This is a genomic window from Thalassobellus citreus (assembly GCF_044385915.1).
GTDB classification, from domain to species: Bacteria; Bacteroidota; Bacteroidia; order Flavobacteriales; family Flavobacteriaceae; genus Thalassobellus; species Thalassobellus citreus.
Map to the genome: position 1 here is coordinate 319739 of NZ_JBISCC010000129.1, position 25107 is coordinate 344845.

Here is a 25107-nt window from a genome sequence, read left to right on the forward strand (position 1 = left end):
TATAAGCCTAAATTTCACTTGTCGCTCTTGGAGAAGATACCTCACTACCTTTTATAGAAGTATTGGCTAACAAACTAAACAAGAAAGCATGATATTTTTATATATAAATTATGCATTGAAATTTACAAATACTTTAATTTGTTATATATTATAATATTACCTTATACTTTGTATAAATTAACCTAAACCTTTGTTTTTTATTTCCCCTAAAAAAGGCTGTCTTTTTAGAATGTCTCTGCTAATTTGTGAGTTTTTTTCTTGTTGCATGTTATGTTAATTGCTATTAGTAGTACATTGTTAGTTTTAATGTTAAAAAAATGATTGATTTATTGTGTTTTAAGCGTAATAAAAAAGGAGGATACTTTTTATAGTATCCTCCTTATAAATAAAATAGTTATTATTATTTATAATGTATAAAAAAAATAACGGGTTTTTAATGTTAAATTTAATATTTAACTATTTTCATAACATTTCTTTTGTTATTAGATTGTAAGTCTAAAATGTAAGTTCCAGATTTTAATGAATTACCATATTTGTTAACGCCTAAACTTAATACACCTTCTTCTACTTTAGCACCAAGTAAATTAAATATTTTATAAGAAACAGATTGTTCAGTAGTTTCTATATTAAAACCATTAGAAGATGGGTTAGGGTATACTTTTACAGATTTTAAGGTATTCTTTTTTATGCTTAATACTCCAGCATCAAGATCAGCTACCGTATATGTTAAACTAGATTTACCAAAAGCAAATTTATCAAATCTTAATCCAAGCTCTCTAGCACCTACTTGAAAATCGAAAGTTGAATTGTTAGCTGCTACAGTATATGTAGTCTGAGATTCAGCTCTAGTCATTTTTGAAATGTTAATCCATTTCCAAACTTCATTTTTAGTATCAATTTCCGCATTTGAAGCTCCATCTACAGCATCTGTTGGTTCTGTATACCCGTGAAAGTTAGTTTCATTTATTTTAATCCAACTAGCTGCATCTGTAGTAGTTTGAGCACCAAAAGTTGCGGCAGTAAAAAAGCTATCATTACTACCTGCACCAGAACCAACGTAAACCTTTGCAAATAAATCATATGTGCCTGCATCAGGAAAAGTAGCACTATAAGTGATTACTTTGTCGTCACTACCAGGATAGTCTCCGCTTAATTTATCGGTTTTAGGTTGTACATAAGTAACTCCTCCTTCGGTAATTGTTTCATAATCAGTTGTAGCTGAAAAAGTGCCTGATTCAGCTTCAAAAACTATTGGATTGTCGTTTTGAGCAAAAACACTAGTTATACTTAATAAAAGTAAACAAATTGTTAAAGTAAATTTTTTCATGATTTTATAAGTTTAGATTAATTAATTAGTTACTAAATTAACAACATTAAGTTATTTTAAAATCAGGATTATTATCATAAAATAGTATTATATTAACAAGTTTGGTGTTTGTAAGTTTCTTATTGTCTTTGAGTTGTGTTTGTGAGGTAATAGTTTTTGGAGGTTTAAAAATTGGTCATAATATTTGTTTTTTTATAAATGGTTGCAAATAAATAGAGCTAAAAATATGATTTTCGATTATTAACATAACTCATTTAAAAAATGATAATTTTTAATCAAAAAAAAGGTTGTCTTTTAAAGACAACCTTTTTTTAAAATTATTAATATACTATTCTTTCTGGGTCTCCCAACACATACGTTGAATAATCTTATCAAAATCTTGTATTGTTTGAGCTTTATTCATTATAGAATTTAAAGAATTGTTGGCATTTGGATATTTACCAGGAGCATAGATATCATCATGAAAAAATGTATGACCCATTTCATGAGCAAATACTGTATAGCCTATTTCACCAATAGCATAGTCCGAAATTGCTCCACCTACTTTAAGATATTGTCGTGTAGCAACAGCATCCCAAGTTGCTTTGTGCCAAAATTTTGTAAAAAACATAGTTACACCTTCTGGATGTGTATAATTACTCCAGTCTTCAGGTGAAAATTTAATACTAGAATCGAGGCCAGTTTCATTACCAGTAACCTTTAATGTAGTAAAGTCTTTAATGTTGTACCAATTTTGGTCAGAAATGCTACCGTCAGGTTTTTCTACTCTCCAAGGTGATTTCTCTCCTGTATCTTTCCAATTAGTAACAATTGGATACTCACCATAAGTATCATAGAAACTATCATCAACAGAGACCCCTTCATTAAATACAAATCCAAAAACCTTAATCTTTACCGTTTTTGGAGCTTCAGCGTCAAAATCAACTAAAGTTTCTAACCATTGATTGGCTATTCTTTCATACTCTTTAGTTAAGTTTTCAATAGCTATTGCATAAACAGGGCCTTCCCATTCTTCAATATGATAATATATTACCCATTCACCAGAATTTTTAATACTCCATAAAGGGTTTCTGTTTTTCTGTTCTATATTATTGTCTAAAACTAAAGATTTAAATATATCTGCAGTTTCAATGTAAAGCGCTCTTTCATCATTATTTGCATTTATACCTGCGAAATAAGATTGATAACAATTTTCCCCAACTTTATAGTCTAAAGTACAAGGTATATTAATAATTGTACCTTCTGCAGACACGTCCTTAATTGTTATTTTATAGGTTTCATCATCTTCTTCAATATCATTATCAGTCAAAGCATTTATTGTAATAGAAAAATTTTCTATTCCAGCAGGAATTGTTATTTCTTCTTTTTCTGAATCATAGCTTACAGAGTTACTGAAATCAGGAATTGCATAATCACTGGAAGTAGTTGTTTCATTAGTTATTTTAAATGAATATTTTTCAGGTTTATCACTCTTTCCGCTCATTACAACTAAATGAATTAAATCATTCCCTTCCTTTTCATTACTAGTGCTTATACTGGTAACGTTAATTACTTCTGGTTCTTCTGTATTGGAGTTTGTTGAACAACAAATTAAAAATAATAATAATATGGATATAAAATATTTCATAGTTTCTATTATATAATAAATTTTGATTTATGAATGGTTGTTATTTAGAAATTATAATTTTGGTAGTCTGTGATACTTCGTTATTACTAACTCTAAGTATATACATGCCATTATTTAACTTAAGTTCTTGTGTGTAAAGCGTTATCTTGTTTTTGCCATCTATATTTTTTTTAGACCAAATTAATTTACCTGTTATATCTGAAATACTTAAGTTTAATTTGGTAGATGCAGCTAAAGAACCAAGTTTTACCGTAATTTTATTACTAGCAGGATTAGGGTAAACAGATATAGACTGAATTAATTCTTTAGATATACTCAAACTATTTGAAAGTTTTCCAATAACTCGAAACTCTATTATTCCTGTTGATTGTTGGCTGTTTTTCATTGCCACCCTAATATTGTTTGTATTTATTGCATCAAATGTAGCTATATTATATTGATTAGCATTTAATGTAACATCTTCAAGTTTTACCCAAGCGGTTCCGTTATAATACTCAACATAAGCTTCTGTAGGAATAAGAAGCCCACCTCCATCTGTAAACCAATATAGTTCTACAGATGTAATTTCATAATTTTCAACCCAATCATATTGTACCCAATTTAAGGTGTTTGGAGAAGCCCAATTTCCATAAATTGTGTGTGATTCATCTTCAGAATTTATTGGTACAAAGCCATCATTGACAGCGGCTAAAGATTCCCAAGCAGAAACAAGTGAAGTGGTGACATTAGATGCTTTTAATGCTATATTAGCATAATCAGAATTAGCTAAGTTAGTAATTACAGTAAGAGGCGTGTTTGCTGAAGAAATATTTCCTTCACTATCTTTTGCTTTAACTGAAAAAGAATAAGAAGTATCAGGAGATAAACCTGATATTTGAGTTGAATTTGTTGTAACAGATGTTATTAATGTCGTTCCTTGATATACATCGTATCCTACAGGAATAACACCATATTTAGGAAGCTCCCAAGTTAAGCTAAGGCTTGTGTCAGTAATATTAGTTGCTGATATTGTTCCAGCAGGAGAAGGAGGTAAGTTTGATTTTAAAAAATAATTAGTTGTAAACAGTCCTCTACCATGTGTTCCTGCTACTACTACACCATCAGATGCTCTTGATTTTACCATACGAACAATAACATTTGCTAACCCGTCATTAAAAGATTCCCAGTTTGTAGCAGTTCCATTTAGGTTTTCTGTTACCCAGACCCCCAGATGGGTAGCAAGAATAAACTTGTTAGTATCGTTTGGCGCAAAAATGCCATTATAAACAGGCATATCTGGGAAGTTATTAGAAATATCATTCCAGCTTGTTCCTCCATTTTTAGTTTCAACAATATGGTTTACACCAAAACTACTATAGGTTGCAATAATGTGGTTTTCATTACCTGGTTCAACTGCAATACTTGACATCCATCCATTAACTCCATCCATTATTCTTGTAGCAGTAGGTGTTGCAGAACTTGGATTAACCACTTTTACAATTACGCCATTATCACAACCAAAATAAACAATATCTGTATGGTTTATTTCATTATTGGGAGACACCATGGCACACGTAGTTCTACCTCCATTCATTTCAGTAATGGTTTTTGTTGATACAGGAACAGGGTCTGCAGTGCCAAAACCAGTTGCTACAGAATACGAATTTGTTTTACTCATACATGTATACAATCTATTGTTTGCATCATCATAATCTTTAGGTGTAATGAAATACACTTCATTTTGCGGAGCATATTCTACATATCTTTTAAATGAACTCCAACCGTCGGTTGTGTATTCTCCTCCTTCTCCCTGATATGCTGCTATTTGAATATTAGGTTCATCGGTATCTATAAAAGCAAATCCACCATCTCCTCCTAAAACATTATCAGACAAAGTAATACCTTCTCCAACCGATCTTTGAGTTCCATTATCTTGTGTGCCTCCTAAGAAATAATTCTTATATGTCTCTGGATGAATATCAATATTGTAGTACTGAAGTGTATTTAAGCCATTAGCAATAAATTTAAACGTTGGTTTATCTGCTGATGCATTGTCTGTTCTGTAAAGCCCTCCATCATTACCAATAAATGCAACATCTGAATTTAGAAATGCTATAGCGTGTGCATCAACATGTACTTCGTATCCAGTAATTCTTGACCAACTAGCTCCTGAATCATTAGATGCGTTATAGTTAATACCTCCTGCATAAATTCGGTTAGCATTATTAGGGTCAACTTCCATTGTAATACACCCATCTTTATTGCCATAAGAATTCACACTCATGTCTCCTGTTCTTGCCCAAGTCGTTCCTCCATCTGTAGTCAAAAAGTTTTTTGACCATTCTACAAACGCATACACTTTATTTGGATCTGAAGGCGCAACAGCAAGCCTTGTTAAATAATCATCAGAAGTTAAGCCAGGAATAGATATGTTAGTCCAGCTATCGCCACTATTAGTAGATTTGTATATTTTTTTATCTTTAGAAGTAGCGTATAATGTTCCGTTTGTTGCTAAATCTAAATCAAGTATTGCATTGGAAGTTCCTCCACCAACGGCATTTCCTAAGACTTTAGTCCATGTTAGCCCTTCATTTGTTGAACGTTGTACACCTCCTTCATGGGTTGCTACAAAAATAATGCCGTCAGCATTTATAACAACATTTCCTGAATGTCTAAAATTATTATTATTGGTAGCTGATAAATTACTCCATGTATCTCCTCCGTCAGTCGATTTATATAAACCTACACCAGCTGTTTCAGGACTAATCCATGCAATATTTCCTGTAGAGCAATACATTTCATTTAAATTAGCAGGATTTTGAACTACACTATGTGTATGTAGAAAGCTCATAAAATCATCAATAGGAGCCCATGTAGGGGCATCACTCATTGCATTGGTTGTTTTCCATAATCCTCCCGTATCACTTCCTACTATTAGGGTGTTTCCTGAAGGATCTCGTTTGTCTATAAGAATAGATTTTAATCGTCCTTGAATATTAGAACCGCCTCTTTCCTCCCAAATGGTATTTGTGTTTTTTGAATTATGTTCTTTTCTATATAAGCGATTTTTAGCCTGTATTTTATTACTTATTTCTACTAGGTTTTCTATAGGTATTTTTCCTGTTTTAGGGTTTCTAACCATTAGCTCAAAAAACTCTTGAGCTTCTTTTCCACCTGTTTCATGGTGTTCTTTTTTTATATTGAGCTCGCTTTTTTCTGATTTTAGATAAAAAAAAGAGGTAAAAAACACTGATATTAATAGAATTGATAATAATGTTATTTTAGTAATTGGTCTATTCATAGTTTATTAGTTTTTTTCCATTATTATATAATTATGTCAAAAAAAAACTCTTGTATATGTTTTAAATTCACCTATATAATAATTAAGTGTTCTGAAAATGTTCTTTTATCTTAAGGTGTTTTTTTGTTTAGTAGAGCAAATTAATATGTAAAATTAGCTAACATACTTGTTTAGGTATTAATGATATATTAACTCATATTGATACTATATTAATAGTTTTAGTTTTTATTGAAACAGTTGTTTTTAATAAGTTTTTTATATACAAAAGGAGCCTCTATATTTGAGACTCCTTTTAGAATTTGACCTTAAGTAAATAGTTTTATTTACCTCTAATAAAATTATAATTTAATCAATTTTTTAGTAACGTTACCTATAGAAGTTTCTATTGTAAAAAGATACAAACCTTTTGATAAGTCAGCTACGTTTATTTTGTTAGAGTTAGCAACTTTTTTTACAAGTTTACCAGTAATTGTATAAATATTTACAGAAGTAGTAATTCCATTTTTAATTGAAATATTAACAACATCTCCTGTTGCAGGATTAGGGTATAATTCACCTTCAACAACAGCATCTAAATTGTCTATTGATAAAGAACAAGATTCAGTATCATCATATGTTGCTGGAGCAGTTAGAGTTGGCCATCCTGCTACTACTGGATCAAAATCACAATCAATTTTTATAGAAGTAAGATTAGCAGATGCTTGTAACTCTAGATATAATATACCTGCATTATTTCCATTGGCTAGGTTTACAGAAGTAAGGTCTCCACTTCCAAATTTAAGATAATCTTTCAAATTGGTATTAGAACTAAAGTCTAAACTAGGAATTGCATTACCACGACAGTCAAGCCTTTCCAAATTAGGACAACCACTAAGATCAAGACCGGTATTGTCTTTACAATTATCCATCCACAATTGTTTTAATGATGAGTTAGTAATAGTTAATGTACCAGTTAAACCAGAAGCCGCCATGTTAATAAAGTTTAAATCTGCCATACCGTCAAGCCCTGTGTAACCTGTTATTCCACTTGTATTCCATGCTATAATATCTACCAATTTTGTATTGGCAGTAAGATTAACGTTTCCTGTAATGTTTGCATTCCCCCCAATATCAAGAACAGTAGCATTAATAAAAGCTTCAAGTCCTGTTAGATCTGCAACAGTATTTGGAGGAGCTATAGTTCCAGTAATAGCTTCCGCTTCTGATGTTTGTATCTCAGAATCAGAATCTGTGTCGGCTATTCCTACTAAGTAGGTTTTAAAATCTGCGTCAGGAATGTTCACTTGTGCGTTTACTGCTAAGCTTAAGCAGAAAAATAAAAATAGAGGGTAATTTTTTTTCATAATAGTTAAATGTTTTATAAACGGAATATATTTTCCGTTTTAGTTAATTAATTAATTAATAATGCTTTGGCAAGTTAACAGTACAAGAGTTAAATAGCTTGCACGTATGTTTAAAATAAAAGTAGATATGTCTATATTCTAGTATTTTAATAAATATATGTTTCACTTTGGTTTTTATATAAAAAAGGAACCTATATGTTAGAGATTCCTTTTAGAATTTATTTTAATTAAATATTCATTAAAGCAAAAGAAAAGACCTGTATTATATAGTGAAGATAGACACTCTTTTTAGGACTTAAGTTTGATTTTATTTCTCTAAAAATTCAAGCTCATAAATACCTGTAAATTTACCAGATTCATGTAGCATCACAATTCTCATTTTACTAGTTTTAACACTTTTGAATTTTACAATATTTAAAGCATTTCCTAATAATTTTTTTGGTGTTATAACCTGATGCTTTACACTTTCCCAAGTATCACCATTCCAATATTGTAACTCTAATTTTTGTGGAAGGGTAATATTGTAATTATCTTTCTCTAAATAGCGAACATCTTTTTCGTCACTAAAATAAATGTATGCTGTATTTATTTCTTCTTTTTGATTAAAATCTAGTTGTACCCAATCAGATTTGTTAGGCGATTGAAAAGCTGTCCATTGTTCATTTTTATTTGCTTTGCCATCAACAATAGTATTTACATTGTGGTGTTTAAAGGTATAAGAAGCACTTGCTGCTTTTACTTTAATTTTATTACTTTCAGGAGTGTGAGTAGGCTTTGCGATAGGAAGAATTGCTTTCCCCCAAGCTTCAATCTCACTGATACCAGTAGCACAATTATCTTTGTTTACCAATAAAACTCTAATTTTAGAAGTGTTTAATTCAGGAAATATAATTGCGTTTCCTTTTCGTCCAACAGCAGTTTTATACTGGCGTGTTTGATTTGGAATTTCTTTCCAACTCTCTCCATTCCAATATTGAAGCGTGTACTTTTTTGGTGCTTTTATTTGATCATCATCTTCTACAAAATAAAGGATGATTTTTTCAATTTTTCTATCAATACCAAAATCTATAGATGCCCAACTTTCTTTTTCATCAGAATATTGATTACTCCACTGATTTGAGGTTCTTGTTAAATACCAAAAATTCCCATCATTTAATTTATAAATAGGGTTTCCTATTCCTGGAAAAGATGCTTCAGCTTTAGGGTAATAGTCATTACTGTTATTAACAGCGTAGTTTATTAATTGTACTGATTCTGGTGTTTTTTTATACGGGATGTATGCTTTTAATTCACCTACAGTTTCAGAAGAAGTAATGGTTTTTCCATCTGATAATAATCTAAATCCTTTTCCTTGGTTATATTTTTCTCCTGTTTTATCCCAAACAACAGAAATGTTATGCCCGTGATAAAATACGTTGTCTAAGCTAAAATAATCCCATTCTTTAGGTACTAATGGTTTTATGATTATTGAATCATTTGCTTGTGGTTTAATACCTATTAAATCTGAAATAATAAGATCTACATATGATGAATGATAATAATGATCGCTATGACCTTTCATATCGTTACCATCCCAAGAACCTGTATCTGGGTGTACAGATTCTGCAATGTATGGCTTTCCATCTTTTCTTTGTGTTAGCGTATATATGTTTAAGAGTTCTAAAAAGTCTTTTTTAGAAACAGCGTCTACATTCTTGTAGTTATTAACTACGTTTGATAATGCTTTAAGGGTTTGAGACGTTGCAAAAGGCCAGGAATCGCCACTCCAAACACAGCATCTTTCTGCAATTATAAATTGTGGATCATGACGCTCTACAGTTGTAGGACCGTAGTTTGCATAAAAATAATCTTTATTCATCAAGAATTTCCATGCAGTACCAAATTCTTTGGTATCATCAATCATATTAAAATACCAAGGCACATAGGCCATTAATTCTCTCCCATGTTCATTCCCTGCAAAAGGGCCATCTTGGTACGTAAGCGTATTGGCTTTTATAGTATCTTTTTTATTTGCTGTTAACTCATCTTTTTGAAAACGATGGAAGAAGAAATTCCTTGAAGCATCCCAGTTTTTTTTCTCAAAATTACTTTTGATGGTATTGGCTTTGGCGTTATAAATATTGACAGTTTCGGTATCATCTACCATTTTTGCAATATTAGAAATTGCATTTGCATGAGACCACATATAAGCATTGAATGTTGGACGATATCCTGGAGCTCCTTCAAACCATTGTGGTGTTTGGCGACTATTAATGTTAGTTTCCATACCATCATACATGCCTCCTCTAGCAAACATGCCTTCTTTTTCTACCCAATATTCTTTTTCCCAATCGGAATAATCCTTTTTAAGATCATCATATATTTCAGTAATAAATTTTTTATCTTGGTTTACTTTATAACTTTGCCAGATAGCATCACCAATCCAGTTGGTATAGCTGTGAGGTTGAGCACCAGGTGTTTTAAACCAGAAGTTAGAAAAATCTTTCACATATTCTTGATTTCTAAGCCATCTCCAATCGTATAATTGATGAGCCGCAGCACAACTTATTGTTCCAAATGATCCAGACCACCAAGGTCTATCTATAAACTCTGTTGCTGCATATCCACTTTCTGGAGAACCATAGACCATGTGAATAGTAGCTAGCTCCCAACGGTAGTAATATGTTTTATCTATTTCATTGTCAGGTGTCTCTAAAAAAGGAATGTTTTCTTTATACCAATTCCAATCTTGGTTTGACCAAAACGTAAACTTTTCTAAAGTTTTTTGTTTGTCTAACACATTTTGTGCTGTGTTTTTATTTGAGATTAAACACAATAGAATAATCACTGTTATTTTTTTCATATTATTAAAGTTCTGTTTTATTTATTTCTAATTATTATTTATTAATTCATATGGTTTCTTTAAGAAAGATGCGATTTTTATAAAAACATAAAGCATCTGTTTTCAGATGCTCTATGCGTTGTTATTGCCTTATTTATTTGCTATTAAAATTTAAGTATAAGGCAACCACCAGTGTATTAATCCTTTTACTGTATTATTAATTTTTTTGTTTGATTCAAATTCTGAGATTTTACCGAAATAAAATAAATACCTTTAGCTAATTTTGATGTAGAAAATTGTTCATGCTTTTTACAATTTTCCTTATTATAAAGAACTTGTCCGTTTAAATTGATAACTTTTAAGCTGTAATTGGTAATATTTACGTTCTCAAGTTTTATGTTTATTAAAGATGATTTTTTTGAAGGATTTGGATAAATTATAAAATTTGAGGTATTTTCTGAAAAATCGTTAGTTGATAGTGGAGTATCTGTAATTGTAGCTTTCCAATCCCACCAATTCTTATGAATTCCAGCAGCATAAACTGCACCTTCACCAAGTTTTAATTTATAATTAAACTTTGTAGTTCGGGTAGTTTCACCTTCATAAATATAATCTGAGTTGCAAATAACAGCAAAAATAACGCCATTTGCAGGTTGTCCACCGTCGAAAGATATACTACAATTACCAGCGTAAGAAGGTTGACTGTAAAAAGTGTCGCCAGCTTTAGTTCTATAGCATAATTGAACAGACATATTGCTACCTAAAGGTTTAAAAAGCACAGTTGCTTGATCTCCAGTAACATGAATAGGAATAATATTAGCACCAGACCAACCAGGAAGTGTTCTTTCTTCTGGAATTAAATAACCTTCAGAATCTTTTGTTGTTTTTGCATATGGTGTAGCTTTCCATATTTGAAGATCAGGAACAAGAGCAGGTTGTTCAGGACCTACATTGTTACCCATATTATTTCTGTACATATTTAAAATAGGCTCTGTTAATTTACCAAAATCAGCCAGAGCAAGTCTAGCTCTATATTCTTGAATTAAAGTACGCGTTTTTTGTTCGCCAATACCATTAACACCTTGAAGACTACTACCATTAGCAATACCTTCTAAAACTCGTCCTTCGGAATATTTCCATATCCAAGCTAAACTACCCACACCTACTATTTCAGTCATAAATGCAGGGAATACAGTACTGTATTGCATGCCTCCAATAACTTGTCTTGATTGAAGTAGTAGTTGGTTTTCAGAATTAAATTTACCAGAATGTACACCTTGAGCAGATGGACCTCCAAAAGTTCCGTCTTGTAGCCACCCAGTGTAAGATTCTATAGGGATAAATGGAGCAAGAATAGATCCCATACTTAACCAACCAAGGTCTAGTTTGTCATAGTCTTCTTGGGTTGATACTCCCGTTTTTTCAATATCTAATAAGGTTTGTAACCATACATCAGAACCTTCGTGAAACCATGCTGCTTCTTTACAACCTGGTAAAGAGGCTTGTAAGGCGTGAATGCCTTCATGAACCACAGCACCTGTTTGAAATTGTGCACCATCAAGAGTGGTGTTTGGATCGAAACTATTTACAGGGTAATACGATAATAATACCATAGGCCAAACTTCATCATCATGTGTCTTAACTCCACTCTGCCAACCTCCTAGAGCTGTGTTAGGTTCATTATCAGTACATAAGTTAGATCCAAATAAATAAACAGAACTACGGTATCCTGCTCTGTATAATTTATCTGGTGGCCATCCCATGTTGTTTATTAAAAAGGAAAAATCCTCATCTAATCGTTTAAGCATTAAATCTACTGCCGTATCAGTAACTAAAGCGTTTGCATTGGAACCAGCATTAAATGTCCAAGCACCATAGTTTCTACTCCAAGCAACATCACAGCCGCTATATCCAGGATAATCTTCTTCTAGGTTTTTTATTGGAATAGGAAAGTCTGGATACTCACTTTTCCAATCATACTGTAGAGTGTTATCATAAACTGGCCAATTTGAAAAAGATGTTGTTGAATCGTCTTTAACAGTTAAATAGAATATGGTTGCTATGTCTTCACCACAATCGTTGGTATAAATATAAGAGTATGATCCAGAGTCGCTAATTTGTACGTTTGATAACGAAATAGAAAGCGATGTAGCATTAAAATTATTTGGACCAGTCCATTTTTTTGTAGCACTAGATATATCTGTAGATGGTTCTACTGTAAATTCAACAGAATCTCCAATATTAATGTTTGCATAGTTTTGTTCAATAGTAGTACTGTTTATTGTAACACTTTGGGTGAAGGTTACAGGATCACAAACAGCATCTATTCCATAAAATTCTAATTCAGAGATTTGCATTAAAGAAGCTGTAGGTCCTGTTGTTGATGTTGACAAGTCAGGACACTTGTATCTTATGTATTTATAGTTTTGGTCTATATTAACAGTAAATTCTGTCCAATTACCTAAGTTTGGTAAACCAGATACTGTAGCTAAGACAACAGCATCTGAAAAATCAGAACTATTAGCCCCTTCAAAAGTACCTCCTTTAATTCTATCTAATGTCCAGACCTCAGTCATGCCTCTAGGAAACACCCTTACTTTTGTAATTTTAGCTGATTTAGCTAATTCTAAACCTATCCATCCATCATTTTCACCATCTTTACCATAGATTTCGAAAAAATTACCTAAGTTATCAGCTGCCGTTATACCATCAAAAGGAATACTTGTTCCATTATTTCCACTATCAATACCTGGGCCTGTTGGACCCCAAATAATAGTCCCTTTTAATAATTCTTGTGCATTAGAGTAGTTAAAGTTTAATAAGTTAAAAAGGCACATAAACATTAATAGTTTGTGTGCCTTTTTAAAATTGTTTTTTTTTCGCATAATAAAGTATTTATTGTTTTAATACATTGATTATTTAATCAAATAATTAATTTCAATAAAATTAAACATGCTTTTAACTATTTGTTAATAGTTAATTATCCATTTTTATGTAAAAGTTAGCATCATTTACTTTAAATGATTAAAAATTTAAAAATGTTATTGATTTGCACTTGGAAGTTTTTATTTAAGTTTAATTTTAAACTTATTTCCACTTTTTATAAGTAATAATTCCGATGAATCTTTAGCGTATTTCCAACTATCAGCTTTTTTTACCTTTATAGGTTTATTATTACCTAAAACTATAAAAGCATAATCCAGTTTGTTTTTACCTTTTACCGATATTTCATTTTTTAGACCATCGTAAATAATTTTAATAGGGTCATATTCAATTCCATCTCCAGTTGGTCTATAATAATTGTATTCGGTTTTCTCTTTACCAGCAACAATGAGTATGGTTTGTTTTTCTTTTAAAGTTGAATCTCCAATTCCCGAATAATCATTTGTAATATTCATAGGAATAATAGCGCCCTCTTTTAAGAATAAAGGAAATTCGTTTAGTGGATATGTTTTATTAATGGTTGTACCGCCATTGATTACTTTTCTCGACCAAAAGTCCATCCATTTTCCTTCTTTTGGCAAATTATAAGATATTGTATTGTTTTCAGAAGTGATAGCTTTGGTAAATATGTAATTACCAACCATATGGCTTTCTTGTTCGAATGAAGGATTTTTAATTAACGAGCCTCCGTTTTTATGAGCATCAACAATGGTACTAAATAAATAGGGGATAAGCTGACTATGTAACCAAACCACTTGTTTATACGAGGCATTTGCTTCTTCACCATGAAACCAAGGTAAGTGATTAGTGAATCCTCCGTTTTCTCCACCATTTATCATATTGGCAGTAAAAGCACCAAATTGAGCGTAACGAATTAATTCGTTTTTAGAGGGTCTTGCTTTCCAAAACCCACCAACTTCACATCCAGGTGCACCATATCCTAATTCTGCTGTTTTATAGATATTATTAATTTGAAGTTTTAAACCATCCCAAGACCCTTCAAAATCACCACACCAGCCTAAACTTAATTCTTCAACAGATGCTTCTACACCTCCTTGATGCGAGAATGGTCTACCAAGAATGGCGCCAGTAGTTTTTAAATTAGTAGCATATTGGTACATGCTATTGTAATAATATTTTCTAAACGCTTCATTTGTCATTGAACCAATAGAAGTTTCAACAGTGTCTCCAAAATAAACTTCACCTTGGTCTACTTTAAATCCATATACACCATCAATCATCACTTTGTCTATCTGTGAATTCCACCATTTTACGGCATCAGGATTTGTAAAATCAATATGCACGCCATCTCCTTTCCACCATGAAGAAACTTTTCCATTGTTTACTGCGTAACCCTTTTCTATAACTTCGTCAAATGCGGGTGCTTTCTGTATAGGAACATCAGATCCAGTAAGATTTATACAACCTGTTAACCATAAAATAACTTTAACACCTTTGGCATTAAAGTCTTGAATCATTTTTGTTGAATTTGGGTACCGTTTTGTATCCCATTCAAAGTTATTATAAGCTGTTGTCCACGGACTATCTATAATTATAGCACCTACAGGCATATCGTGCTCAAGATATAAGTTTACCAGTTTTTCTGAGACTAATTGCGTATTACCACCATCTTCCCACACAATGTGTTCTAATGCCCATCTTGGTGTTATAGGAGGTAGTTTTTTAGATTGAGAATATAAGTTCTGTTGTAGTAATATTTGAAGAACAAATAAGAATAAAATATTTTTTTTCATTTTTAATTGATTTGTAATATTTGATATTAGAATATTATAGGTAATAATGTTTCTGGATAATTAATAGTTTGTTTTCTTCATATCTAATTTAATAATTTTATGTTTTTTGTCTATAATAATTTAGGACTTATTAAAAAACAGAGTATCTGTTTTTGCAGATACTCTGTTTTTTGTGTTTTAAGTATTGATTTGTTATAGTAACTTAAAATAATAAACGAATTAACATTATAATTCTTTTTTATTGAATAATAATTTTTTTTGTTTGATAGAATTTTTGAGCTTTTATTGAAATAAAATAAATGCCCTTAGCTAATTTTGATGAAGAAAATTGCTCATGTGTTTTACAATTTTCTTTTTTATAAAGAACCTGTCCGTTTAAATTTATAATTTCTAAACTATAATTTGTAATCTCTTTATTATTTAGTTTTATATTTATTATAGATGATTTATCAGAAGGGTTAGGGTAAATTATAAATGTATTAGTCTCATTTATATCATCAATACCTAATTTACCACATTGATATTGTTTAGAAAAGCTTATTTCTTGACTGGTAAATGTATTATACGTACTGTTAATATCTATATCTATCTCGCTATTAAAATTTCCGTCACAACTTTTTCTTTCTAATACATTTGGAGTTTGTAAATATTTACCGGTATTACAACTACCACCTATTTCTGCATCACCACCTATTTCTATATCGCCATAAGCGTTTTCATTGCCAACAGAAAAAGCATTGCCATATATTTTAGCATTTTCGTTAATTTTATTATTCATTATAACAGAATTCCCTCTAACTTGAGCATCCCCAGTTACAACATTGTTTTCTATTAAGTAAGCATATTCACTTATAACAGCGTTGTCTTTTACTTGTGAATACCTAACTCTTGCAAAATCTTTTACGATAGCATTACCACTAATAGTTGAATTTCCTGTAATTATTGCTTTACCTTCTATTCTAGCGAGCCCAGTAATTCTTGCATAATCTAATACAACAGCATGAGGACCTACATAAGCAGTAGCATCTACACGTGCTGTATTGGCTACGAATCCACCTCCATTGCTATGGGGAGCTCCTGCGATATTTGTAGGTATTCTAAAGTCTTGTTGGTATCCTTCTGGAATTGCACCTTCTATATTTATTTCCCAAGGAAATCTATACAGTTTAGGGAACCCAATTTCAAACTTCCCAATATGTACATAAAAATCAGTTGGTACACCTGTTACAACTAGGAACAATTTATCAGAATCAGCAGGGACTTCATAATTTATTTCTCCATCGTCATAGATTTCACTAAAAGTAGATACGCCAGAGGCATCAACGCTTACAAAGCTAAATTTCCAACTAGCAGTATTGTCATTAACTTCATGCCCTTTAAGTTTTAAATGGATATAACTATTAGAGCAGTTAGCATCTGTTTGAGGATATAGTCTTATAGTGTTAAAAGCATATTGCTGAGGTGCTAAATTATCTGGAATGGCATAATGATTAGTTCCTATAGAGTCCAAAATTTGAGTTTGTCTCCATACCCACTTTTTCTCAAGCTCATCTTCAGCAGCCTTAATATATGATTTGTTTGAAAAATCGCCATTGATACGTCTTCTTCCATAATCTGCCATCAAATTTGCCATGCCATCATTTGATAAATTTAAAAGACGTTGAATTGTTTGTATAGGATGTTCTTGACTTCCTGGATTTGATTCTCTCCACATTCTACCTATAAAATCAATACCGTACTTATCTTTAAGATATTGTAGCAAAAACCAATCACCATAATGTTTACGTGCGGATCCAAAAAAGTAATTTGTAAAGTTTAAAGCTCTTGTATAGTCTGACCAAAGAATTCCTTGTGGATAGCTTTGAATAGCCATAAAATTAGCATGAGTTTCCCAGAAAAAACCTGAGGATGTTACATTTGTATATCCATGTCCTGGGTATAGTACAGGTGTTATTGTCTGAAAAGAATGTGTCATTTCATGAGCAGCTACCCAATAATTATTTTTAATCGATCGTGGGTCTACCCAAAATGCAGGAACAGTATCATCATAACTTCCACCAAATGCCCAACCAGTAAATACATCAGGCCCCCAGGTGTTATTCATCACAACAACCATTTTATACTTAGCTACGACTCCCTTTTCTTCAACTAATTTTAAGTCTTTTACATAGTAGTTATAAATAACCTCTAGACTATCAAGTGTTTGTTGAGGGTTAAATCTGATATCCTCATCGGGAGCATTTACAGGATCTGACCCCGCTACATCCCCCCAAACTAATAAAATATTATCTGATTGAGCAGCTCTATTTACTAAATCGTAATTTATTTTATCATTAGTATCCCATTCCTTAGGTATATATACTTCTTTTTCGGTGCTAGTTCTTACTAATAAATCGAAAGTTGTTATTACTTCTTTTAAACAACTATTAATATAAGAAAAAGTATATTCTCCAGAATCACTTGCATCAACATTTGTTAATGTAATAGAAAGCGATGTAGCATTAAAGTTATTTGGTCCAGACCATTTAGCACTACTAGATATATCTCCTACTGATACTTCTACATTAAACTTAACAGTTTCTCCTACAAGAACATTAGCATAAGTTTGTTGTAAAACGTTACCATTTAACGTTGTTGTAGTTATAAGTGATATTGGTTCAGGTGTACAAATAATTTCAGTTCCATAAAATTCTAATTCAGAGATTTGCATTAAAGAAGCTGTAGGTCCTGTTGTTGATGTTGATAAGTCAGGACACTTGTATCTTATGTATTTAAAGTTTTGGTCTATGCTAACCGTAAATTCAGTCCAATTACCTAAGTTTGGTAAATCGGATACTGTAGCCAAGACAACAGCATCTGAAAAATCAGAACTGTTTGCCCCTTCAAATGTACCTCCTTTAATTCTATCTAAGGTCCAGACCTCTGTCATGCCTCTTGGAAACACCCTTACTTTTGTGATTATAGCTGAATTAGCTAATTCTAAACCTATCCATCCATCATTTTCACCATCTTTACCCCATATTTCGAAAAAATTACCTAGGTCATCAGCTGCTGTTACACCGTCAAAAGGTTTACCTGTTCCATTATTTCCACTATCAATACCAGGGCCTGTTGGACCCCAAATCACACTTCCTGTTAATAATTCTTGAGCATCAACTACGCTAATATTTATTAGAGTAAAAAAGCAAATAAATAATAATATTTTGTGCTTAAAATTAAATATGTTTTTTTGTTTCATATTAAGTAAGGTTAAGTTGTTAATAATAATTAAACTAAAAAGTAAATTTAATTATGTTTTTAACTATTTGTTAATGGTTAATTACCCATTAGTTTGTAAAAATTATCATTTAACTTAATCGAGTATCTCAAATAAATCTACATTTGTACATATAGATTTATTTGAGATATTATTACTTATTCTTTTAAAGGAGATGTTGATTTCTTAAGACGTTTTATTTCCTTGTTGTTAAGTGCATAATCATACATACGAAATGAAGTCATATAACCTGAATAATTTTCTCCAACATCAGAGGCTCCAATTCTAATTTTAGCATTATCTATAGCAGAGGATAATAACATGTTTTGTGAGTTGTCTAGCACGCCATCTACATATAGTTTTTCAACTACACCGTCAAAAGTTAACACAATAAAGTGCCATTTGTTTGCTTCTGGAAGCTTGTTATATCTCATATCGAAATGACCATCTAAATGCGGTACAGCTCCATAATGACTACTATTGTATGCTAATGCATTATATGAATTTGCTAAACCATATTGATGTCTGTCACACCATGAAGCTAAAAACTCTCCATCTTTTGCTATTTCAGGATTTTTAACCCATGTTGCAATGGTAAAAGCACCATTCCATGCTAAGCTTTTAGGAACAGGTATGTCTAATACTAAAGATCCTTTTGTAAAATTAAATGCCTTAATACCCTCATGTTTTTCAAATGTGATATCTCCATTTTTTATAAAGTTTCCTCCTATAGATCCTTTATTTTCTATGCTAGTTAAATCATTCCCTTTTTTAATTTTACAAGCGTCTAGTTTAAGCAATAATTTATTAGAACTTACTGTTGCCGTTGTTTTTGTTGAAGCTTTACTTGTTAACTTTAAAGGAATCTCAAATAACTTACTATATACTTTTATGTTCCAAACGGCTGCCAATAATCCTTCTTTTTCAGTTCCTAAAATGGATAATTTTAAATAACGAGCAGAAACTGTGTTATCATCAATCATAGGACTTCCAGATGTGTGGTTTTCTGATTTATCAGCAAATAATTTCCATTTTTTTCCATTGTTAGAATACTCCAACTTATACTGGTAGTAATAACTAGCAAACTCAAATTGCGTCATTACTCTTTTTATTTCCTGTATTTTTCCTAAATCGATAATTAAATCTTGCGGAAGCGAATTGTTTTCAGCTTTCCACATAGTAGCATTATTGTTATCGGTAGCATACGACGGTTTGTACTCGTAATCATATTCTGTTGATTTTAAATGATAAAAAGAAGAAGCTGTTGTTTTTGCTTGATATGCAATATCTTTAGGAACATCAGATTTTATAAAATCTTCGATACCTTTTGCTGAAGGCACCACTTTTGTGATGGTTGAATCATTTTCAAATATCATTTTATCAATACACACTTGTCTTGCTAATCCACCACGAGTCATTGGATAATCGTGTTTATGATATACGATGTAATGATCGTCACCTTCTTTTAAAACTGAATGATGTCCTGGACCATGTGTTGTTTGGTCTTCATTAGTACTTAAAATAGGATTGTTTTCACCAGGTGTAAAAGGCCCATAAGGTGAATTTGAGTAAGAATAACGAACATTATAGGTTTCGTCATGACAAGAAGACCCTGAATACATCAAAATATATTTATCTCCTTTTTTCATCATGTAAGCAGCCTCAAAAGGCGCTGGTGTTTGTTCTAAAGGAATATTTGCTGAATTTACCATACTTTTCATGGTATTCTGATCTAATTCTCCAACAGCATAACCACCATTATAATGTACCCAAGTACCCCAATAACCATATACTTTACCGTCTGTATCTCTAAAAAATTGAGCATCTAAAGACGGGTAGTGTTCTCTAGGATATCCACTTGGTATAACAGCGGTATCATCGTCGTTTAATTTGGTCCATGGACCAACTGGTGTGTCTGACACATAGCCATAGATGTTACAACCTAATTCACAGTTCCCAAAATATAAATAGTATTTGTTATCATTTCCTTTTACAATATCAGGAGCCCAAAAATTGGTAATCTTTCTTTCGGTAAATGAAGGGATTTCCATAGTATAATTATACCAATTTTGAAAATCTTTACTATACCAAACCGTAGGAGCACCCGAAGCTAACATTTCATTGTCTGTTGTAGCATAGATATAATAAATATCATCAAATTTTTTGATGGTTGGATCAGCAAACCATCCTGGTAAAATAGGGTTTTTAGCCCCAGGTGTATTTACAGGAATATCTTTTTGTGCAAAAATATGTCCAGTAAATAATATTACGAAAAATAGGACGAGGTTGTTTTTTTTGAAAGTCATTTTTATTAAATGTTTATTTTCTATTCTTTAAAATTTTATAACGGTTTGTTTGCTGCTTAAAGGTATTTTATAAGCACCTCTAATTTTAGAATACTGAAGATTTAAATCTTTGTTTACTCTTAAATAAGCATCAGGCGTATAAGCATCTTTAGGGCTTAAAGTAATTTCTACTTCACCTGTTTTTGTATTGTAGGTTACAGTTTTAATTGTTCCTGCATCTAAAGTTAACCATAATTGTTTTGGAGCAATAAATACTCTCGATTTTGCAGCGGTTGTTAATTCTACTTTAACACAAGAACCTTTTTTAGATAAATTTCCTCCAAAAGCAAGCCAGCCTAAGTCTTTGTCTTTGGTTAAATAAGTTGATGTATTTACAGCATAACCATAAAATCCTGAACCATAATCACCAGAAAGTGCGTCATTTTTAAGTGTTGATGGAAAAGAGTGAAAAGCAGCTGGACCAAAACCATCTTGTGTAATATTTGAAATGCCGCCTAAAAGTCCGCCATAGCCAACACGTAATAAATATAAATCATCAGCATGTTTTCTGTATTGTCTTAACATTGGTATGGCATTTAAAGAAGATCCATAATGATGAATTTGACGTTCTACACGCGATGTTCTTCCTGCTTTACCACCATATAGAAAATCCCAATAGCGACGTGCATTACCATTATAAGCCCAGTGTGGCATAATTGGCATATAAGCTAAAATAGCGTTTAGAGTTACATCGGCTTTATCATTATAACCAAAATAATCAGACCACATATAGACTTCTTCTTGCCCAGTAGAGTCCCAAGGCATTTCGCTACCAAAAGGATAGTTAAGCGATTTCCAATGATCTGCTCTTGCTTTCATTTTTGCTTCTAAATTAGCAGCTTGCTCTGTTTGGTTTTCATTTTTTAAATCTTTTAAAATCAATAAAAAAACAGAGCCTTCCATTTGTCCAAATTCTGCGTAAAAAGGAGCTTGCTCTACCATAGCAATACTGGTTTCGTATGCTAGTTTTAAATACCATTCCCAAGATTTGTTATCTACCAAACCTTCATGATATCTTGCTAAACGATACATAGTCCAGTAGGCTGCTGCAACATGTGGGTAATTATAAGATCTGCCAGGGTCGTTAGCATGTTTATGATCCCAAGCAGCCCAAGTGTTATAATTTACATCTTTGCTATATGTTCCCTTAGGTAAAGAGTCTGGTTCATAATAAAACACACTTTTTTTAACGCCGTATTTATGTTTTCCTTCTTTATATTGAATGCTTCCCCATAAGGTATTATCAACAAATTCTTGAAGTTTTTTAATTTCTTTTCTATCTGGCTGAATTAATTGCTTCATCATAGCAGCTAACCAACCGCCAGCACCACCTTCATCACTTAAACCAGCAATCCATACGCGACTATCTTCTCTTACTTGTTTTTTTGTTTCGTAATCGTAACTAATTACAGAAGGGGTTCTACCAAAAGGATCGTTAGGAACATCAAACCATTGCTCGGTTGTTAAAAAATGGCCAAAGTCTTTTACAACTTCTGTTTCTGGTTTTATAATTTTGTAATTGATCGTTTGTTTTTTACCATTTTTATAAGTTATGGTTAATCTAGCGCGTCCCCATTTTTTTCCTTCAACTTTATACTTTATTAAACCATTGTTGGTTTTTCCAATCTTTTTTAATGTAAGCGCATCTTTAGGTTCTATTTCAATATTACTTACTTTGCTTTTGTAATTTAAAAATAATTGGGCTTTTACGTCCTTAGGAATTACATATCCAGGAATACCAATTGCAACAGGTTGTTCTTCTTCAACTAAAGTATTTTGTATGGTTTTTATACCTTCTGTAATTACAAATTTTAAAGCAAAATTTTTGCTTTCTTTTGGTTTTAGAATAAGTGATGTTGGTTTGTTCCATTGTTTAACACCTGTCCATTCATTTTCAGCATAAGCTTTACTAAAAGGCATCCATTCATGATAGCCTTCAAAAACAATACTTCTTCTTGTTGGGTCATCTAATAATGGGCGATAGGCTTCAAAAGACATGTTTTCTTGTGGTAATACTAATAAATTAGGGCCTTTACCACTTAAGCGTTTCACTTCTAAATATCCCGCATCTAAACCAATATAAGGATCGAAAAACACGTTTTGTTCATGGGTTTGGTCAAGGTTTTTGCCTTCTAAAATATTGTTGAACACCATAGGAATACCTAAAGCACCTATTTCAATAGTGTTAGCTGATTTATTTATGATTTCAAATCGTAACACTAACTGATTATTATCAATTTCATAATAACGTTTTATTGTTACTGGAATATCGTTAGGTAAAGTATTAGCTAAATCGGCTGCAGCTAAAATAGTTTTAGATGTTGGTAAAGGTGTTATCGCTTTACGTTTTGCTGCTGTTGAATAGCTTTTCCAATCTCCATTTAATTCTTTAATTCTTAAATTAATATCACCTAATTGATATAAGTCATCTTTATCTCTAATTTTTAGTCGATCTCCAGGTGTAAAATCGAAATCTAAATTACTATTAGGGTTTAAAGCTGCTACTGTTTGCGATGCTTTTACTATTTTAAGTTGAAATTGAGGCGTGTTAAATGTTTCAAAGCCTTGAGATATACCTAAGGTTGATTCTTTTTTTTCAATCTCACTCCAATAGGTGTTTTGGGCTTCTGTTTTTAGTATAGTTACCAAAAGGAATAATAGAGTGATACTATATTTTAATTCTTTCATCATTAACTTTTTTATTGGTATTACTCAAACGCTGTTGAAAACTTCCAATTTGTTTTATAATTCTTTTTTAAAGGAAGGTCTTGAAGTAAACTTCTCAATAATTCTACAGGCATCATGTTTTCTTGCATGACTCTATCGTGAAACTGTTTCTCCGTCCAGCCTTTGGCTAACATTTCGTTTCTTAAGGCAAAAAATTGTAAACCACCTGTCATATAAGCCATTTGGTATAGTGGTGGTGTGTAACTTGTAGCAAATGAACGTCTTACTTCGGCTTCAGCATTTGCGTATTCATGACCTACTTCATTAACCAACATGTCTATACATTGTTGCGGTGTCATCTCTCCTAAGTGGTATTTTAGAGAAAACACAATACGTGCACATCTATGTATTCTCCAAAACAGCATACCTAATTTTTGTTCTGGTGTTTTAGGGAAGCCTTTGTTCCATAAGTTTATTTCCCAATATAGTGCCCAACCTTCCATCCAGAAAGGAGTGTTGAAAGCTTCACGATAGCTTTTGTGGCGAGCATTCATAAAGTATTGTAGGTTATGACCTGGTAATAATTCATGCTGAACAGTAGCTCTAGAAAAATTAGGGTTATTACCACGCATACTCATTAACTTATCATCTTCATCCATATCTTGAGTAGGGTAGGAGATGCTTATTTCCCAACCTCCTGTAAAAAACGGATTTACTTTTTGTCGTTCAGGAGTCATCATAATCATGCCCCAAGTTTCTTTGGCTAATTCTGGAAATGTAATTAAGTCTCTTTCTTCAATAAAATCAACCGATTGGTTGTATAAATCGGTAATAGCTTGTGGTTGTTCACCAGCAGCAACATAAGTGTTTTTAACATGTTCTAAAGCTGCTTTCCAATCGGTTCCGTAGCCTAATTCTTGAGAGGCTTTAATCATTTCTGTTTTACACCAATCAAATTGTTTTTCTGCTGTTTTTATTAGCTCTTCTGGTGTGTAAGGAATGTATTCAAAATTTAAACTTTCAATAAGAGCGTCTTTACCAATGGGTTTACCTATAATACCACTGCCATCATCTTTTTGACTGGTATCTGAATAATTTGTTTTCAGAAAATGACCGTATTCGTTTAGTTTTTCAGATAGAGCTTCGTAAGGTTTTTTAACCCACCAAGTAAAATCAGGATCATAGCTAAAATAAAAACGATAGGCTTCACCCAACGCGTTATTTAATGAGAACACTACTTTTGATGCTTTCTCAGCCTCTAACCAATCTTTAAAAGGTATTTTTTTAAGTGTTTCTATTTGTTTGTTTATAGTTGCATTTGCATGATGCATGTTTTGCGCTAGAGTTTTAGCATCCGGTTTTTTTCCACGTTTACGTTCTTTTATAAACGTGTATATATCACTTGCAAAATCTGTAACCGAAGCCACTTCTTTAAAGGCATTGTAATCTAGATTTAGAAAGTAATTTTCTTTTTCAACTAAATTTTTTAAAACTAAGTAGTCTACTTTCTCTTGTTGATTAAGCTTTTCGAAATCTATACTTTTAATTTTTTTATCCCAATTTTCATATAAGGCTATAAACCGTTGATAATATGCTTCAGTTTCACTATTGTTATAAAAGGTGTTTAGGGCTTTTTTATCGGCAGAAAAGGCGTTAACTGCATCAGAAAGCTTACTGGTTTGAGCTGATACTATCATACTTAGAAATAAAATAATAAATGTGTTATAAAAATTAAGAGTTGTGT

Annotated in this window: 11 protein-coding genes; all 11 read right to left on the reverse strand. The window is 31.9% G+C overall.

Annotation, left to right across the window (positions count from 1 at the left end):
* Positions 1–445: 445 nt before the first annotated feature.
* Positions 446–1327 carry a T9SS type A sorting domain-containing protein gene (locus ACH5TX_RS17285; RefSeq protein WP_439340746.1) on the reverse strand — a complete coding sequence of 294 codons (882 nt, stop codon included), beginning with the start codon at positions 1325–1327 and terminating at the stop codon, positions 446–448.
* Between the two features lie 328 nt (positions 1328–1655).
* Entirely contained in the window at positions 1656–2954 is a 1299-nt protein-coding gene (locus ACH5TX_RS17290; RefSeq protein ID WP_439340747.1) for a hypothetical protein, read from the reverse strand.
* A gap of 40 nt (positions 2955–2994) precedes the next feature.
* The gene (locus tag ACH5TX_RS17295) at positions 2995–6234 is read right to left on the reverse strand and encodes a T9SS type A sorting domain-containing protein (protein WP_439340748.1); all 3240 of its coding nucleotides are present in this window, start codon (positions 6232–6234) and stop codon (positions 2995–2997) included.
* Positions 6235–6572: 338 nt separating this feature from the next.
* The gene (locus ACH5TX_RS17300; RefSeq protein ID WP_439340749.1) at positions 6573–7577 is read right to left on the reverse strand and encodes a T9SS type A sorting domain-containing protein; all 1005 of its coding nucleotides are present in this window, start codon (positions 7575–7577) and stop codon (positions 6573–6575) included.
* Between the two features lie 307 nt (positions 7578–7884).
* On the reverse strand, positions 7885–10419 hold the full coding sequence (locus ACH5TX_RS17305; protein WP_439340750.1) for an MGH1-like glycoside hydrolase domain-containing protein: 2535 nt from the start codon (positions 10417–10419) through the stop codon (positions 7885–7887).
* Positions 10420–10604: 185 nt separating this feature from the next.
* Positions 10605–13283, reverse strand: a complete 2679-nt coding sequence (locus ACH5TX_RS17310) for a T9SS type A sorting domain-containing protein (protein WP_439340751.1) — start codon at positions 13281–13283, stop codon at positions 10605–10607.
* Positions 13284–13463: 180 nt separating this feature from the next.
* The gene (locus ACH5TX_RS17315) at positions 13464–15095 is read right to left on the reverse strand and encodes a TIM-barrel domain-containing protein (protein WP_439340752.1); all 1632 of its coding nucleotides are present in this window, start codon (positions 15093–15095) and stop codon (positions 13464–13466) included.
* A 238-nt stretch (positions 15096–15333) separates the two neighbouring features.
* On the reverse strand, positions 15334–18333 hold the full coding sequence (locus ACH5TX_RS17320) for a DUF6055 domain-containing protein (RefSeq protein WP_439340753.1): 3000 nt from the start codon (positions 18331–18333) through the stop codon (positions 15334–15336).
* A 176-nt stretch (positions 18334–18509) separates the two neighbouring features.
* Positions 18510–20657 carry a family 43 glycosylhydrolase gene (locus ACH5TX_RS17325; RefSeq protein ID WP_439340754.1) on the reverse strand — a complete coding sequence of 716 codons (2148 nt, stop codon included), beginning with the start codon at positions 20655–20657 and terminating at the stop codon, positions 18510–18512.
* A gap of 27 nt (positions 20658–20684) precedes the next feature.
* Positions 20685–23387 (reverse strand): DUF5695 domain-containing protein, encoded by a 2703-nt coding sequence (locus ACH5TX_RS17330; RefSeq protein WP_439340755.1) that lies wholly within the window; start codon positions 23385–23387, stop codon positions 20685–20687.
* Between the two features lie 17 nt (positions 23388–23404).
* A complete protein-coding gene (locus tag ACH5TX_RS17335) occupies positions 23405–25060 on the reverse strand; it encodes a DUF885 family protein (protein WP_439340756.1) in 1656 nt (551 codons plus the stop codon).
* Positions 25061–25107: the final 47 nt, after the last annotated feature.

Bases quoted from the DNA above. Each gene is read 5' to 3' on its own strand.
- ACH5TX_RS17315 (WP_439340752.1), bottom strand. From the start codon at position 15,095: ATGAAAAAAAATATTTTATTCTTATTTGTTCTTCAAATATTACTACAA.
- ACH5TX_RS17305 (WP_439340750.1), bottom strand. From the start codon at position 10,419: ATGAAAAAAATAACAGTGATTATTCTATTGTGTTTAATCTCAAATAAA.
- ACH5TX_RS17335 (WP_439340756.1), bottom strand. From the start codon at position 25,060: ATGATAGTATCAGCTCAAACCAGTAAGCTTTCTGATGCAGTTAACGCC.
- ACH5TX_RS17325 (WP_439340754.1), bottom strand. From the start codon at position 20,657: ATGACTTTCAAAAAAAACAACCTCGTCCTATTTTTCGTAATATTATTT.
- ACH5TX_RS17310 (WP_439340751.1), bottom strand. From the start codon at position 13,283: ATGCGAAAAAAAAACAATTTTAAAAAGGCACACAAACTATTAATGTTT.
- ACH5TX_RS17300 (WP_439340749.1), bottom strand. From the start codon at position 7,577: ATGAAAAAAAATTACCCTCTATTTTTATTTTTCTGCTTAAGCTTAGCA.
- ACH5TX_RS17320 (WP_439340753.1), bottom strand. From the start codon at position 18,333: ATGAAACAAAAAAACATATTTAATTTTAAGCACAAAATATTATTATTT.
- ACH5TX_RS17290 (WP_439340747.1), bottom strand. From the start codon at position 2,954: ATGAAATATTTTATATCCATATTATTATTATTTTTAATTTGTTGTTCA.
- ACH5TX_RS17285 (WP_439340746.1), bottom strand. From the start codon at position 1,327: ATGAAAAAATTTACTTTAACAATTTGTTTACTTTTATTAAGTATAACT.
- ACH5TX_RS17295 (WP_439340748.1), bottom strand. From the start codon at position 6,234: ATGAATAGACCAATTACTAAAATAACATTATTATCAATTCTATTAATA.
- ACH5TX_RS17330 (WP_439340755.1), bottom strand. From the start codon at position 23,387: ATGATGAAAGAATTAAAATATAGTATCACTCTATTATTCCTTTTGGTA.